The 15,615-nt window shown below is 61.8% G+C and carries 16 protein-coding genes; 4 read left to right on the plus strand and 12 right to left on the minus strand.

All coding sequences use genetic code 11. From position 1 onward, the window contains the following. Positions 1-4: 4 nt before the first annotated feature. Positions 5-2,374, plus strand: coding sequence for a methyl-accepting chemotaxis protein (locus ADU59_RS03615; protein ID WP_068951751.1), 2,370 nt, complete (start codon positions 5-7; stop codon positions 2,372-2,374). Between the two features lie 70 nt (positions 2,375-2,444). Here ADU59_RS03615 and ADU59_RS03620 read toward each other — a convergent pair whose 3' ends face one another. Beyond that, positions 2,445-3,389, minus strand: a complete 945-nt coding sequence (locus ADU59_RS03620) for a nucleoside hydrolase (protein WP_068951753.1) — start codon at positions 3,387-3,389, stop codon at positions 2,445-2,447. Positions 3,390-3,545: 156 nt separating this feature from the next. On the opposite strand from ADU59_RS03620, the gene ADU59_RS03625 reads away from it, so the two are divergent. The 3 genes from ADU59_RS03625 (at position 3,546) to ADU59_RS03635 (ending at position 4,660) form a co-directional block, all read left to right on the plus strand. Then, positions 3,546-3,977, plus strand: coding sequence for an Hsp20 family protein (locus tag ADU59_RS03625; RefSeq protein WP_068952549.1), 432 nt, complete (start codon positions 3,546-3,548; stop codon positions 3,975-3,977). Between the two features lie 140 nt (positions 3,978-4,117). Beyond that, a complete protein-coding gene (locus ADU59_RS03630; protein ID WP_068951755.1) occupies positions 4,118-4,375 on the plus strand; it encodes a BQ00720 family protein in 258 nt (85 codons plus the stop codon). Positions 4,376-4,393: 18 nt separating this feature from the next. After that, positions 4,394-4,660, plus strand: a complete 267-nt coding sequence (locus ADU59_RS03635) for a hypothetical protein (protein WP_068951757.1) — start codon at positions 4,394-4,396, stop codon at positions 4,658-4,660. 10 nt (positions 4,661-4,670) lie between these two features. Here the strand turns inward: ADU59_RS03635 and trmB are convergent, their stop codons facing one another. The 11 genes from trmB to tsaB all read right to left on the minus strand — a co-directional run bounded on the left by trmB (position 4,671) and on the right by tsaB (position 15,614). Beyond that, positions 4,671-5,369, minus strand: a complete 699-nt coding sequence (gene trmB / locus ADU59_RS03640) for a tRNA (guanosine(46)-N7)-methyltransferase TrmB (RefSeq protein ID WP_068951759.1) — start codon at positions 5,367-5,369, stop codon at positions 4,671-4,673. An 87-nt stretch (positions 5,370-5,456) separates the two neighbouring features. Next, positions 5,457-6,737 carry a methionine adenosyltransferase gene (gene metK, locus ADU59_RS03645; RefSeq protein WP_068951761.1) on the minus strand — a complete coding sequence of 427 codons (1,281 nt, stop codon included), beginning with the start codon at positions 6,735-6,737 and terminating at the stop codon, positions 5,457-5,459. A 240-nt stretch (positions 6,738-6,977) separates the two neighbouring features. Next, complete coding sequence (locus tag ADU59_RS03650; protein WP_068951764.1) at positions 6,978-7,397, minus strand: helix-turn-helix domain-containing protein; 420 nt, start codon at positions 7,395-7,397, stop codon at positions 6,978-6,980. A gap of 156 nt (positions 7,398-7,553) precedes the next feature. Next, on the minus strand, positions 7,554-9,149 hold the full coding sequence (lnt, locus tag ADU59_RS03655; RefSeq protein ID WP_068951766.1) for an apolipoprotein N-acyltransferase: 1,596 nt from the start codon (positions 9,147-9,149) through the stop codon (positions 7,554-7,556). A 157-nt stretch (positions 9,150-9,306) separates the two neighbouring features. Beyond that, positions 9,307-10,473, minus strand: coding sequence for a transporter associated domain-containing protein (locus tag ADU59_RS03660; RefSeq protein WP_068951768.1), 1,167 nt, complete (start codon positions 10,471-10,473; stop codon positions 9,307-9,309). Positions 10,474-10,485: 12 nt separating this feature from the next. Then, positions 10,486-10,992 carry an rRNA maturation RNase YbeY gene (ybeY, locus tag ADU59_RS03665; RefSeq protein WP_068951770.1) on the minus strand — a complete coding sequence of 169 codons (507 nt, stop codon included), beginning with the start codon at positions 10,990-10,992 and terminating at the stop codon, positions 10,486-10,488. Between the two features lie 17 nt (positions 10,993-11,009). After that, positions 11,010-12,065, minus strand: coding sequence for a PhoH family protein (locus tag ADU59_RS03670; RefSeq protein WP_068951772.1), 1,056 nt, complete (start codon positions 12,063-12,065; stop codon positions 11,010-11,012). Between the two features lie 29 nt (positions 12,066-12,094). After that, a complete protein-coding gene (miaB, locus tag ADU59_RS03675) occupies positions 12,095-13,495 on the minus strand; it encodes a tRNA (N6-isopentenyl adenosine(37)-C2)-methylthiotransferase MiaB (protein ID WP_068951774.1) in 1,401 nt (466 codons plus the stop codon). A 57-nt stretch (positions 13,496-13,552) separates the two neighbouring features. Continuing rightward, on the minus strand, positions 13,553-14,341 hold the full coding sequence (gene olsA, locus ADU59_RS03680) for a lyso-ornithine lipid O-acyltransferase (protein ID WP_068952551.1): 789 nt from the start codon (positions 14,339-14,341) through the stop codon (positions 13,553-13,555). Between the two features lie 108 nt (positions 14,342-14,449). Then, positions 14,450-14,947 (minus strand): GNAT family N-acetyltransferase, encoded by a 498-nt coding sequence (locus ADU59_RS03685; RefSeq protein WP_068951776.1) that lies wholly within the window; start codon positions 14,945-14,947, stop codon positions 14,450-14,452. A gap of 1 nt (position 14,948) precedes the next feature. Then, positions 14,949-15,614, minus strand: a complete 666-nt coding sequence (tsaB, locus tag ADU59_RS03690; RefSeq protein WP_068951778.1) for a tRNA (adenosine(37)-N6)-threonylcarbamoyltransferase complex dimerization subunit type 1 TsaB — start codon at positions 15,612-15,614, stop codon at positions 14,949-14,951. Between the last annotated feature and the right edge of the window lies 1 nt (position 15,615).

Genomic DNA, 15,615 nt, shown 5'->3' on the forward strand with positions numbered 1-15,615 from the left:
ACTCATGTTCAAGTTCCAGGCCAAATCGCTGGCGACCAAACTTATCGCAGTCACGGGCGGGACCATCGCGCTCGTCCTTCTTGCCTCCAACTATGTGCTGATTTCCCAAACGCAGGATCGTGTCGAAACACTGGTGCTGGACCAGGCGCGCATCGAAGCCAAGGCGATCGCCTCCGACATCGCCAGCAACATCGCCGAACTGGCGGGGGCTGCCCGCTCGACGGCCGGCGTCATCGGACGCGGTCATGAAGGCGGCTATCTCGACCGCAAGGACATCGTCGATCTGCTGAAGGCCAATGTCGAGAAGAATACGTTCGCCTTCGGCAGCTGGTTTGCCGAGGAGCCGAATGCCTTCGACGGCAAGGCCAAGGATTATGCCGGCCAGAAAGAGTTCGGCGCCAGCAAGGACGGCGCGTTCAACCCCTACTGGACGAAGGGCAAGACCGGCATCGACTTCTCGACCTTCAATTCCGATTATGCGGCCGACTGGTATGCGCTGGCGGCCAAGAGCGGCAAGGGCGCGATGACCCCGCCCTATACCGAGACCACGACAGGCGACAACAATTCGATGTCGTCGATCGCCTACCCCATCATGTCCAACGGCAAGCTGCTCGGCGTTGGCGGCGTCGATGTTTCGCTGACCTCGCTTGCCAACAAGCTCAAGGACATTCACCCCTTCGGCTCCGGCCGCGTCACGCTGCTTTCGCAGACCGGGAAATGGCTTGTCGCCCCGATCCCGGATCTCTTGATGAAAGAGTATGACGGCATCGGCGCCGATATCGTCAAGGCTGCGCTGTCCACCGCGCAACCCGGCATGATCCACGATCTGAGCTATGACGGCCGCGAAACCTTCGAGCGGGTGGTCTATCCCTTTGCCCTGCCCGATGTGAACACGACCTGGATCGTGCTGGTCGACGTGCCGCAGAGCGCCATCAACGCCCCGGTTGCCGACCAGACCTATATGATGATCGTCGGTGGCCTGATCGTGCTCGGCGCTGTGCTGCTCGGCCTCTATCTCGCCGTCCGCCGCTTTGTGCAAAAGCCGCTCGCGGGCCTTGTGAGCGATGTGGAGAACCTGAGCAAAGGCGTCTACACCCATGCCGTCTCCGGCCAGGACCGCACCGACGAAACCGGCTCCGTTGCCAAGGCGCTGGAAGGTTTCCGCCATCAGCTCGCCGACAGCAAGCGTCTGGAAGCCGAGGCGCAGCACGAGCGGCGGCAGTCCGAGGAGCAGCGCAACCAGTCCGAAGCCGAACGCACGGAAGCCAACGCCATCCAGCGCGACATCGTCGCCAAACTGGCCAAGGGGCTGTCGCAGCTCTCTTCGGGCGACCTTGCCTATCGCATCGCGGAAGATTTCCCCGGCGAATATGCGCAGCTGAAGAGCGATTTCAACGCCGCCATGGAGAGCCTCGAAGAGACGATCCAGACGGTGAACGGCTCGGTCGTCAATATCGGCTCCGGCACCAGCGAAATCAGCAATGCCGCCAACGACCTGTCGCACCGCACCGAGCAGCAGGCGGCAAGCCTGGAAGAGACGGCCGCAGCGCTCGATCAGCTGACCGCGCAGGTCAATGCCAGTGCCGACAACGCCAAGGTGGCGGCGAAGTCCGTCGAGACCGCCAGCAGCGACGCAGAACAGTCCGGCGACGTCGTGCAGAAGGCGATTGCCGCGATGAAGGGCATCGAGCAGTCGTCCGGCGAAGTCAGCCGCATCATCGGCGTCATCGACGAGATCGCCTTCCAGACCAATCTGCTTGCGCTCAACGCAGGCGTCGAGGCGGCCCGCGCCGGCGATGCCGGCAAGGGCTTTGCGGTCGTGGCCCAGGAAGTGCGCGAACTGGCACAGCGCTCGGCCAATGCCGCCAAGGAGATCAAGACGCTGATCAACACCTCGGCCGGCCAAGTGCGCGACGGAGTCGATCTCGTCGGCCGCGCCGGTGGCGCGCTGCAGAAGATCTCCGACCAAGTCGTTCAGATCAACGGCCTGATCCGCCAGATTTCCGGCTCCGCTTCCGAACAGGCCGTCGGCCTCAAGGAGATCAATACCGCCGTCAACCAGATGGACCAGGTGACGCAGCAGAACGCGGCGATGGTGGAACAAACCACCGCTGCCAGCATGGCACTGAACGAAGAGGCACGTGCGCTGAGCACATTGGTCTCCCGCTTCCACGTCGCCCGCCAGGGCCAGTCGTCCGCCGATATGCTGCGCGGCACGGCCGAGCGGATGCGGGCTCCCGTCAAGGCACCGGCACCGAGCTACAGCGCCCCGGCAAAACCGGCGCCGTTACGTTATGCCGCTCCCCTGCCAAAGGCGGCGCCGCAGGTGTCCGGCAACACGGCGCTGGCAGAGGATAACTGGGAAGAATTCTGAGCCCGCAGAAATCAAAAACGAGAACGGCGCCCCTGCGGCGCCGTTTTTTGTTTGCGTTCGCTGCGGCCGGTCACAGCCGCGCGAGACGTTCCGTCAGAAGGTCGAAGAAGCCCTGATCGTCAACCTCGCGCATGACCCTGGCATTGTGCTTGCGGCCGGTGACCTGCCACCAGTCGACCACGGTCATGCCAACCGTCAGCTCCGACTGTGTCTCGATTTCGACATTGCAGTCGCGGCCCTTGAAGAGATCCGGGCGCAGCAGGTAGGCGATGACCGTCGGATCATGCAGCGGCCCGCCGTCTGTGCCGTATTTCTCGACATCGAAGCGCTCGAAGAATTCCAGCATCTCGGCCATGGCGACGGCGGCCGGCGAGCCGATCGCCTTGATCTTTTCGACACGGACCTTGTAGGTCAGCACCCGGTGGGTGACGTCGAGCGGCATCATGACGATCGGGATGCCGGACTTGAAGACGATATCGGCCGCATCCGGATCGACATAGATGTTGAATTCGGCCGCCGGCGTGATGTTGCCGCCTTCAAAAAAGCCGCCGCCCATCATCACCAGCTCGCGGACGCGCGGGGCGATCTCCGGCGCCTTGTTCAGCGCCAGCGCAATATTGGTCAAAGCCCCCAGCGTGCAGAGCGTGACGGTGCCGGGCTCGTGCGACAGCAGCGTCTCGATGATGAAATCGACGGCGTATTGCGGCTGGAGCGGCATGGTCGGCTCCTCGACCACCGGACCATCGAGACCGGTCTTGCCGTGCACATGTTCCGCCGTCACCAGCTGGCGGACCAGCGGCCGGTCGGCGCCGGCAAACACCTTGACGTCGCGGCGATTGCACAGCTCGCAGATCACCCGGACATTGCGGGATGTCAAGGCGACCGGAACATTGCCCGCCACAGCCGTAATGCCGAGCACATCGAGTTCGCCGGGGCTGCCGAGCGCCAGCATGATCGCGGCGGCGTCATCCTGCCCCGGATCGGTATCGATGATTATCTTTCTCGGCGCAGCCATGCGGGTCTCCCTCTCAAATCAGCGGGCGGACTATGATTTGCCTCCCGGCTCCGCGCAAGCGCCTTGCGCTCGCAACACACAGCTACCATATTGAAGTCTGCGGATGCTGCCTCGCAGGTCCGCAAGAACAGTCGCTTGAAAGCCAAGGACTACGATATGACCCGGATTACGCCCTTTACGAGCCCGCTTCTGCTCGGTTTCGATGCGATGGAAAAGACCCTTGAGCGGATCGCCAAGGGCAATGACGGTTACCCTCCCTACAATATCGAACGTGTCCGCGGCGATGAGCCGGCCGGTGAGCCGGAACGGCTGCGAATCACATTGGCCGTCGCCGGCTTCTCGGACGAGGATCTCGACGTGACGACCGAGGAAAACCAGCTGATCATCCGCGGACGCCAGACGGAAACCGGCGAACGCGACTATCTGCACCGCGGCATCGCGGCCCGCCAGTTCCAGCGCATGTTCGTTCTGGCCGACGGAATGCAGGTTTCCAGGGCCGAATTGAAGAACGGCCTGCTGTCCGTCGATCTCATCCGTCCGGAACCTGTCCGTATGGTAAAGAAAATTAATATTTTGGTCCCAGAGTAGGATAACCGGCAGTGTCTGCCGGCTGCACCAAGCGTTCGGCTGCTTCCCCACAGCCTAAAACTTCCTGCAGTAAATCAATGAGTTGCGGATCGCTTGTGCCTTCATGGCCGGGACATCCGCAAAGCCACGGAGTACGTCTCATGGGATTGAAACACGTCAGCTCACATCTGTCGAAAAACGACCTGGCGCACCTGGGCGCCGGTGAAGTTGGCTATATCCGCAAGATGCGTTCGGACGAAGTGTCGAGGGTCTTCCCGGAAGCCCCCGATATGGAGCCCGGTCTTGACCTGTGGGCCCTGTTCGGCGCCGACGGCACGCCGATTCTTCTCACCGACAACCGTTCGAGCACCTTCTTCAAGGCGGCCGAAGACGACCTGAAGACCGTCAGCCTGCACTGAAATACTGCGTCGCGGCCCATGGCAGAATCCAAGTGGGAGACGGCCGACCGGATGTTCCGGCTGCATTCGGATTGGCCGCAGATCATAAAAGAACTCAGAACAGTTCATGGCATCGGCTTGACCGAAGCGATTGAGGCCGCATTCTCGCATGCCGGTTGTCGGCGCTGGTGCAATCGGCGCATGAATCTGTTCGAGCGATGCCGGAAGCAAGCCGCGCACCATCTGCGCGTCCACGGCAGTGAAGGTCTTATCGTTTACGAGAATGGTCTGTTTCGGGTCCGTTGACCCGGAGAGATCAGACCCGCCGGAACATCAGATAGGCGGATTTGCGCCCTTCCCGCCGCGCCTTGGCCTCGTAGCGCGTGCTCGGCCAGCCGGGATAGGGCGTCAGCCAGTCGGAGGCATTCTGCGCCGTCCATTCGAATGCCGCGTGATCGCGGCAATGCGCGAGCGTCCAATTGACGTAGGTATCGATATCCGAGGCGAAGCAGAACGTGCCGCCCGGTTTCAGCACACGGGCGAACCGGTCGAGATTGACGTTTGAGACGAAGCGGCGCTTCCAGTGCTTCCGCTTCGGCCAGGGATCCGGATAGAGAAGATCGATCTGGTCGATCGAATTTTCCGGCAGCCAGTCCAGCACCTGCGTCGCATCGTCATCGTGCAGACGAATATTTTCCGCGCCACGCTCCTCGATATGACCGACCAGTTTCGCCATCGAATTGACAAAGGGTTCGACGCCGATGAAGCCGGTTGCCGGGTTCTCGACAGCCCGGTGGATCAGGTGCTCGCCACCGCCAAAGCCGATCTCCAGCCTCACCCGGTCGGCGGGATGCCTGAACAGCGTCTTCACATCCGCGGGTGCGGGCGACGCCAGATCGAGCCGGAGCAGCGGCAGCACCGTTTCGAGATGCGTTGCCTGCAGCGCCCGCAGAGGCTTGCCCTTGCGGCGTCCGAAGAAGGCTTCGGTCGAGCGGTTGCGGTGCTGGTCGGTCATGGCAGTGGTCTTTCACGATAAAAGCGGATGTTCCCGTCAGGAAACATCCGCTTTACAGTTTTATCAGTCGATCCGTAAAGGGGCGGATCAGGCTGCCTTGAGGGCTTCTTCCTTCAGGGCATCCTTGAGCGGCTTGACGAGATCGAGCTTTTCCCAGGAGAACGACCCGTCGCGGCCGGCCTTGCGGCCAAAATGGCCGTAGGCGGAGGTCTTGGCATAGATCGGCTTGTTGAGGTCGAGATGGCGGCGGATGCCCGACGGGGACAGGTCCATCGTCTTGCGGATCGCAGCTTCGACCTGATCTTCGGTGATCTTGCCTGTGCCGTGCAGGTCGACATAGATCGACAGCGGCTGTGCGACGCCGATCGCATAGGCGATCTGGATCGTGCAGCGGTCCGCAAGGCTGGCCGCAACGACGTTCTTGGCGAGGTAGCGCGCGGCATAGGCGGCCGAACGGTCAACCTTGGTCGTGTCCTTGCCGGAGAAGGCGCCGCCGCCATGGGGCGCTGCGCCGCCATAGGTATCGACGATGATCTTGCGGCCGGTGAGGCCTGCATCGCCGTCCGGACCACCGATGACGAACTTGCCGGTCGGATTGATGTACCAGTTGCAATCGCTGGCGATGTGGATGTCGTGCAGCGCTTCGCGGATATAGGGTTCGACGACGCTGCGAACCTTGGCCGAATCCCAGCTCTCGTCCAGATGCTGGGTCGACAGCACGATCGAGGTCACCTCGGCCGGCTTGCCGTCGATGTAGCGCACGGTGACCTGGCTCTTGGCATCCGGGCCGAGACGGCCGGCTTCGCCGACGCCCTTCTTGCGGGCGGTTGCCAGCAGATCGAGAATACGGTGCGAATAGTAGATCGGCGCCGGCATCAGCTCCGCCGTTTCGCGGCAGGCGTAGCCGAACATGATGCCCTGGTCACCGGCACCTTCGTCGCCCTGCCTGTCGGCGGCGTTGTCGACGCCCTGGGCGATATCGGCCGATTGCGGATGCAGGAGCACGTCGATCTTGGCCGTCTTCCAGTGGAAGCCGGCCTGTTCATAGCCGATTTCACGGATCGCCTTGCGGGCGGCGGCCTTGAACTTGGCGGGATTGATCAGCGGATGGCCGGCTGCGTCCTTCAGGACGTTGCCTTCCTTGTCCTTCTTCAGGAGGGTATCGGGCACCCGGACTTCACCGGCAATCACCACCCGGTTGGTCGTTGCCAGCGTTTCGCAGGCGATGCGGACCCCCCAGGGATCGACGCCCGTTTTGGCAGCTTCACGGTACACAAGATCGACAATTTCATCCGAGATCCGGTCACAGACTTTGTCCGGATGACCTTCTGCCACGGATTCACTCGTAAACAGGTAGTTAGCGCGCATGCGGGAAGTCCCCTCAAAGAAAAACTGCTTGAAACGTGTTAGTGATTTTGCCACGAAAAAACAAGCACACAAGGACATAAATATATCTTTATATGCGCAAGACGGGAACGTTTTTCCTGGCTTTCGATGCGGTAAAGCCGCACTTTACGGCAGATAACCCGCCCTCGACATCCGGCAACCGGGCACAAAAAAAGCGGCACTGTCCGGCCGCTTTTTTTCAGTTCCGCCTTGCGTCGGCCTTTACTCGGCTTCCGCCTCAGCTGCCAAAGCCTTGACCAGGTCCACCAGCTTGCGGCGCACCTTGGGATCGCCAATCTTGACGAATGCGCGGTTGAGCTGAAGGCCTTCCGAGGACGACAGGAAATCGACCACGTAGTTCGAGCTCGAGGCTTCTGCCGTGCCCGACGCTCCGGTGGACGGATCGCCCGGTGCATCTTCGAAGAAGAAGGATACCGGAACATTCAAGATGCTTGAAATGTTCTGAAGACGGCTGGCACCGACCCGGTTCGTTCCCTTTTCATATTTCTGGATCTGCTGGAAGGTGATGCCGAGGCTCTCACCGAGCTTTTCCTGGCTCATGCCCAGCATGGTGCGGCGAAGGCGAATCCGGCTACCGACATGAATGTCGATCGGGTTCGGCTTCTTCTTGTTTTCTATCATAACGGTTTCCTAATAAGCGAAGTTTCAATTGCTCCATAACCTGGACACCTGTCGAAAGCAGACTACACGCTACGTTGTGTATAGCCGGGCGGAAACCCTCCGGACATGGGCAAGGATCGATGGTGGAGGCCACTATGCAATTTTAGGGGTTTTTGGTCAATTCTCTCTCAAAATAAAACTAGCGCGGGAAAACAACGCCAGACTAAAGAGAAAACATGCAAGCAGCATTCCATTTCTTTCCTGCTCTCCAGGGCTCATAGGCAAAGCAACTTTTCCCGGCAAAATTGTGTCCACAAAGCCCCTTGTGCCGAATGGAAACCCGGTCACCACTTCACCGCGCCCGTTGACGATTGCCGATATGCCGGTATTGGCATCGCGGATCAGCGGCAAACCGGTCTCCACCGAACGAAGCCGGGCCTGCTGAAAATGCTGGTAGGGCCCCGGCGTATTACCGAACCACGCATCGTTGGTGAGATTGAGCAGGGCGTTGGCCGCAAGCGCGTCATTGCCGATCTCACCCGGAAAAATCGCCTCGTAGCAGATCAGCGGATAGAGCGTCTTGCCACCCGGCAAGGTCAGCAGCGAGCGTGTCACCGCCGACGAGAACCCTCCGGGCATGGCCGCGGCAATCGCATTCAGCCCCGCCGCCTTCAGAAGACCTTCCAGCGGCAGATATTCTCCAAAGGGAACAAGGTGCACCTTGTCGGAAGCGCCGACGATCTGACCACGATCGTCAATCACGTAGATCGAATTATAGTAGCGTGGCGGCTGGCCAGCACCGGTGTCCTCGGCCCGTACCGCGCCTGCGATGAGGATCTGGCCATCCTGCAGCACGTCGGAAATTCTCAACAGCGCATCCGGGTTTTCGGTCAGGATGAACGGCACCGAGGTTTCAGGCCAGACGACGATATCGGGTCTTTTGCCACCATCGGCCGGCAGCGCCTGCGTCAACTGGAGATGCTCTTCGAAGATCGCCATCCGCTCGCTGTCATCGATCTTCTTGGACTGATCGATCAGCGGCTGGACGAGACGGACGGTTACGGCGGGATCGGCCGGCTGCGGCAGAGGCTGTTCCAGCCGGTAGAATCCATAGCCGAAATGGGCGGCAACCAGCAGCACGGCAAGGCTCAACCCGGCCCGCAAGCCCTTGCGCGTTCCGATAAGCGCCGGTGCTGCAAAGACAAAGACCGCCAGCATGTTGACGCCGGCAAGACCGATCACGGCGGCCGACTGCATCATCAACGGAACCGGCATGGCCGCATAACCGATGGCATTCCAGGGGAAGCCGGTGAGGATGAAGCTGCGCAGCCACTCGAACAGGCCGAAGGCGAAGGCAAGGGCTGCGATGCGCCCCATGCCGTCCGACCAGAGGATCCGGGCGACCGCGGCCGCGAAGGCATAGAACAGGGCGAGAAACGCCGGGACACCGATCACCGCCAGCGGCAAAGCCCAGGCAAATTCATCGGCTTCGACAAGCAGCGCGTTGCCGAGCCACCACAGGCCGCCGAGGAAATAGCCGAAGCCGAAACACCAGCCGATGAAGAAAGCGGGAAACCGGCGCCGGAGCAGACCATGATCGGGATTGCCCGAGGCACCGTCAATGAGCCAGACGAGAATGGGAAAAGACAGGAACGGTGCTGCGAAAATACCGAAAGGCGGCAGGGCGAGAACGGCGATCAGTCCGGCAACAAAGGCAACCAGAGCCCGGCGGGCTCCCGACAACAGCATGATCCTGCCTGCAAGCCACTCCATTCCGTTCTCCCAATCGGCGCAAACCGCCATCCGGCCAAAGCACGGCGGGCGGCATGGCACAAAGACCATCCATCCGAATCAACGTGTCGGCAGTGTTCCAAAAAAGCGGCGGCTTGTCCTGCACTGAAACGGCGCCTGCGCGCGATTGGCGAATCTCTTATCCGGTTTCGCGCAGGGATTTTTCAGGTGCAGCGGGTGGCGGCACCTCAAGGGAGGCCTCCTCCCCGTCCTTCAGCGGACGGCGGCGGGCCGCCGGCGGACGTTTGCGGACAATCCGCACGCGCTTCACCCGGCGCGGATCGGCATCCAGAACCTGGAATTCGAAGCCGGGTATGGCCTGGACGACTTCGCCACGGGCCGGGATGCGGCCAAGCGCGGCAAAGACCAGACCGCCGAGCGTATCGACATCCTCGAGCTGCTCGCGCACGTCGAAATCCGGGCCGATCGCGGCGGCGATCTCTTCCAGTTCGACGCGGGCATCGGCCACGAACACATCGTCGGATGTCTTGGCGAACATGACCTCTTCGTCGTCATGCTCATCCTCGATATCGCCGACGACCATTTCGACGATATCTTCAAGCGAGGCGAGGCCATCGGTGCCGCCGTATTCATCGATCACCAGCGCCATCTGGATGCGGGCGGCCTGCATGCGCTGCATCAGGTCGGATGCATGCATGGACGGTGGCACGAACAGGACCTGGCGGATGATACCCGCCTCTTCCACGGTCTTGGACAGATCGATGCGGGTGAGATCGAAGCTCGGCTTGGGCTGGCGAACGGCCTTTTCCGGCTTTTCAGCCGCGGTCACCGGCGTGCCGACAGCGCCACGGCTGCCATTGCGCCGTTTGTTGCGGGCCTGCTTGGTGACATAGGAGAGCAAGTCTCGGATGTGGACCATGCCGCGCGGGTCATCAAGACTGTCGCTATAGACAGGCATGCGCGACCGGCCGGATTCCTCGAAGATGACCATCAGCTCGCCGATGGTGATCGACAGATCGACCGCTTCGATATCGGCACGCGGGACCATGACGTCCTCGACGCGAACCTCCCGGAACCGCAGGATATTGTTGAGCATGGCCCGCTCGGCCGGCGAAAAGGCCGTATCGCCCTCCGGGCCACCGGTCATCAGCGCATCGGCGAGATCCTCGCGCAGGCTGGAGCCGCTGCTGGCACGCCAGATCCGGGCTGCACGGCTCCAGAAGGAGGAACCGGATTTACCGTTCTCAGGTTTCGGAACGGTGCTACTACTGCCCGCCTCGTCCTGACTGGAGGCTTCCGCCTCATCTCTAACAGCCGGTGCCGGCTGTGCTCTAAAATCGCTCATTGTTCCAAACTATCAAACGGGATCACTGTCCCCATAGGGATCAGATAGACCAAGACCAGCCAAAATGCGAGTCTCGAGGCTCTCCATTCTTTCCGCATCGCTCTCATCGAGGTGATCATAACCGAAAAGATGCAGAAATCCATGCACCAGGAGATGGGTGAGATGCGCGTCGAACGGCTTGCCGAGGTCTTTGGCCTCCCGAACCAGCGTCTCATGGGCAAGGATGATGTCGCCGAGCATGGGACCGGGCATCTTGCCCGGCACAACCGGAAAGGCGGGAAACGACAGGACATTGGTCGGCTTGTCCTGGTCGCGCCACTCGGCGTTGATCGCGCGGATGGAGGCATCGTCGGTAAAGACCAGCGACACTTCCGGCGGCATTTTCGGGAATGGCTGCTTCTCTTCCCGGCGCAGGAAATCTGCGCCGGCGCCAAGAACACGCTCGCTCAGGGACTGGAGTTCCGCCTCGGATGGCCATGGGCCTTCCTCGACGCTGATCTGGATATCAAGGCTCGTCATGATTGGCTGCGGCCGCCTCAGCGGTCGCCTTGCTCGCTTTCGTCATGCACGGCGGTCGTCGCCTCATAGGCGCGCACGATACGGGCGACCATCGGATGGCGCACCACGTCGACATCCTTGAAGCGGACGACGGAAACGCCCTCGACGCCCTTCAAGATCTGCAGGGCCTCGACAAGTCCCGACTTGACGCCGCGCGGCAGGTCGACCTGGCTCGGATCACCGGTGACGATCATCCGGCCGTTTTCGCCGAGACGCGTCAGGAACATCTTCATCTGCATGGTCGTGGTGTTCTGCGCCTCGTCGAGGATGACGGCGGCATTGGCCAGCGTGCGGCCGCGCATGAACGCCAGAGGGGCGATTTCGATGACGCCGGCGGTGATCGCCCGCTCGACCTTGTCGCCGGGCATCATGTCGTAGAGCGCATCGTAGAGCGGCCGCAGATAGGGATCGACCTTGTCTTTCATATCGCCGGGCAGGAAGCCGAGGCGCTCGCCGGCCTCAACAGCCGGGCGCGACAGGACGATACGATCGACAGCACCGCGTTCGAGAAGCTGGGCTGCATGCGCCACCGCCAGATAGGTCTTGCCGGTACCGGCGGGGCCAACGCCGAAGACAAGCTCGGACCGCTCCAGCGCGCGCATATAGGCGTCCTGCGTCGGTGTGCGGGCAGCAACGGTCTTCTTGCGGGTGGAAATCTGCGCGAGGTTCAGTTTGGCTTTCTTTTCCATGGTCGGCAATTGTAGCTGGTCATCGGCGGCAACGGCCATGCGGACGGCGCCTTCGACATCGGAGGCCTCGACGGTGCTGCCGTTCTGCAGGCGCCCATAGAGATAATCGAGCGCCCGGCGGGCCTGATTGGTGGCGACCACTTCACCCGAGATCGAAACGGAATTGCCGCGCGGTCGTGCATCGATATGCAGGCGCTGTTCGATCAACTTGAGATTCTGGTCAAACTGACCAAACAACTCGCTGGCGAACCGGTTGTTCTCAAATGTGAGCACGAAGTGATTGACGTCTGTCGCGGATGTTTTCGACTGGCGCGGCGAGGATGAAACCAATTCGTGTCCGTTCAAGCGGTCAGGCTCCTTGAGTTGACGGTCCCTCAGCTTACCACCTCGGCAAACAGACTGTTAGGGCCCGCACCAGTGATTCGTACAGAAACAATGTCACCGATTTGCGATGACTTTGCATCAACATTCACCGACTGCAGCCAGGGCGAGCGGCCGATCAGCTGCCCCGGCATGCGGCCGGGCTTCTCCAGAAGCAGGTCGATGGTCTTGCCGATACACTGTTGGGCAAATGCATTCTGCTGGGACAGCAGCAAAGCCTGCAATCTTTCCAAGCGCTTGGCTTTTACGTCTTCCGGCACCTGATCCTCGAGATCGGCACCCGGCGTTCCCGGACGGGTGGAATATTTGAAGGAAAATGCCTGTGCATAACCGACCGTCTCGACAAGCCGCAGCGTATCCTCGAAGTCCTCGTCGGTCTCGCCGGGAAAACCGACGATAAAATCGCCCGAGAGCGCAAGGTCCGGACGGGCCGTCTTGATGCGGGCAATCAGGGCGATGTACTCGGCCGTCGTGTGGCGCCGGTTCATCGCCTTCAGGATCCGGTTCGAGCCGGACTGGATCGGCAGATGCAGATAGGGCATCAGCTGCGGCAGGTCACGGTGCGCATCGATCAGGCTATCGTCCATGTCGCGCGGATGGCTGGTGGTGTAGCGCAGGCGGGCAAGACCTTCGATTTCGGTCAGGCGATGGAGAAGCTGGCCAAGGCCCCATTTTTCGCCGTCCGGCCCGGCGCCGTGCCAGGCATTGACGTTCTGGCCGAGCAGGGTGATTTCGCGCACGCCGCCATCCACCAGCTTCTGCGCCTCGGCGACAATCTGGGCGACCGGGCGCGACACTTCGGAGCCGCGCGTGTAGGGCACGACGCAGAAGGTGCAGAACTTGTCGCAGCCCTCCTGCACGGTGAGAAAGGCCGTGACGCCCCGCGCCCTGGTCTTTGCCTTGTCGGGGGCCGGCAGATGCTCGAACTTGTCCTCGATGGCATAATCGGTCTCCAGCACGCGCTCGCCGCGCCGGACGCGCTTCAAGGCTTCGGGCAGCCGGTGATAGGTTTGCGGGCCGATGACCAGATCGACAGCCGGCGCCCGGCGCAGTATCTCGTCGCCTTCGGCCTGCGCGACGCAGCCGGCGACGCCGATCATCATCTCGCGGCCTTCGCCGGCCTTTTTCTTCTTCAGGTCACGCAGGCGCCCGAGCGCCGAATAAACCTTCTCGGCGGCCTTCTCGCGGATATGACAGGTGTTGAGCAGGACGAGATCGGCGTCCTCCATCACATCGGTCGAGACGTAACCGTCCTTGGCCAGCGCGTCGGTCATCCGGTCGGAATCGTAGACGTTCATCTGACAGCCGTAGGTCTTGACGAAGACCTTGCGGACGGCTGGGCTTTCGAGAGCCATTTCGGGCTTTGTGGATAAAACGGCGATTTCCTGTGTCATGCCCGGTTCCATAGAGCATAGAGGGGCAAAATTGAAGCCCCAAGCGCTCTTGCTCATTCACCGGCCGCGCAGCTTCAGCGCCAGCATGGAACGGAGGTTCTTCTCGATCTGGCGGCTGACCACCTTGCGATTGCTCTCGGCCGTATAGGTGATCTGCTCGCCATAGATCACATCCACATCGACGGCGCCCTCATAGAGGATACCGAGGAGATGCGGCGCCAGCGCGATATCGCCGGGCCAGGCGGCAACCGGCCGGTGATAGCGCCCCATCGGCATGCCATGAAGGCCGGTATAGGCGATGGCAACGGGCTGAACATGGACGGCCCCGGTCGGCGATAGCGGCACGGCAGCGGCAGCCGCGCCGAACAGCGAGGTCTTCATTTCCAGGAGCCGGTTGCCATCCGATGTCGTGCCTTCGGGAAACAGCACGACGATTTCGCCATCGGCCAGCCGCTTGCCGATCTCGTTGACCTGATTGCCGGTGGTGCGCTTGTGGTCACGGTCGATGAAGATCGTCGCCTGCAGGCGGGCCAGAATACCGAAAACCGGCCAGGCCTTGACGTCGGACTTGGCGACGAACACCACATCGGCGATCGAACCGAGGACGAGGATATCCTTCCAGCTGGCATGATTGGCCACCAGCATCAGCGGCCGCTGGCGGTCCGGCGTGCCATGGACGCGCACGCGAATGCCGACGAGACGACAGGCCATGCGGTGCCAGAGGCGGGGAAGCGTGCGGCGCTGCGGCCTATCCAGCCAGAGCAAGACGATCTGCGCCGGCGCCATCACGAGCGTCGCAAGAACAAGGATCGTCATGCACAGCGTGACACGCAGCCAGTTGATCACGCACACACGTCCCGCATCGGCGGCCGTGCGCCAGCATCCCGTTCATCATACCAGCAGGTCATGTCGGCGTTGCGGCGCAAGCGCTTCCCTCTCTCAAAGCCGATACGGCTAGCCAAGATCGAGGCGCATGACAAGGGCGGCGGTTTTCACGCCGTTAACATCCTGATAATAGGCCCGTCTTTCGCCGACCTTTGCAAAGCCGAGTTTCCGGTAGAGCGCGACGGCTGCGGTATTGGTCTCGTCGACCTCGAGGAAAACCGCCTCGGCCGCCTGATCGCGCGCCTCGCGCAGCGCCGCCCGCATCAGCCGCCAGCCGAGCCCCATGCGCGAAAAGCGCGGATCGACGCCGATCGTCAGGATTTCCGCCTCGCCGGCCGCAACACGCGACAGCACGAAGCCGCCGGCCAAGGGCCGCGCATAGGCATTGCTCTGGCGGGCGATGAAACCGAAAACCGTGTCCTGCACCAGCAGCGCATGCAGTTCGCCATCGCTCCAGGAGGGAGTGAAGCGCAGCTTGTGGATATCCGCCGCCTTCGGCAGGTCGGCCGTTTCCAGAGAAAAGATCTCGAATTCGGGCTTGCGGACGAAATAATCGGTCAGCGACATGTTATGCCCGCGCCACCGCGAAACCGGCCTGCGACTTGACGTCGGGGCCGCGCAGGTAAAGCGGGCTCGGCTTGCCCTGAGAAGGATCGGCAGCAGCGGCAAGCCGTGCGACGATGCGGATATCGGTCATGTCGGTTTGTGCGACGTTTTCCGGTGGATTATCAATCAGATGCTTCGTGGCCGTCCCGCAGATGACACCATCGAAACCGGCAAAGATGCGCCGGGCCTCCGAAAGTTCAAGCATCTGCGGCTCGGTGCGAGCCGTACCATCGGCCTCGAAACTCTGGCAATAGAGCTCATCGCGCTTGGCGTCCATTGCGGCCAGCACCGCTTGTCCGGGATGCGCCTCACGGGTTGCCCCGGCAAGCGCTGCCAGCACGGAAATGCCAATGGCCGGCACGCCGAGCGCCAGCGCGAAACCGCGCGCGGCGGCAACGCCAACCCGAATGCCGGTGAAAGAGCCGGGACCGATGGTGACGGCGATGCGGTCGATATCCGGGAGAGATTTGCCGCTTGCCGCCAGCGCATCATCGATGAAGGCCATCAGCTGCTCGGCATGACCACGGCCGATATCGGCACCGGCAGAGGCCAGAACCGTATCATCGGCGCTGTCATAGACTGCGGCAAAGCAGCCCGTCCCCGCCGTATCGATGGCCAGGACGATCATG

It is taken from the genome of Pararhizobium polonicum (assembly GCF_001687365.1).
Classification (GTDB): Bacteria; Pseudomonadota; Alphaproteobacteria; order Rhizobiales; family Rhizobiaceae; genus Pararhizobium; species Pararhizobium polonicum.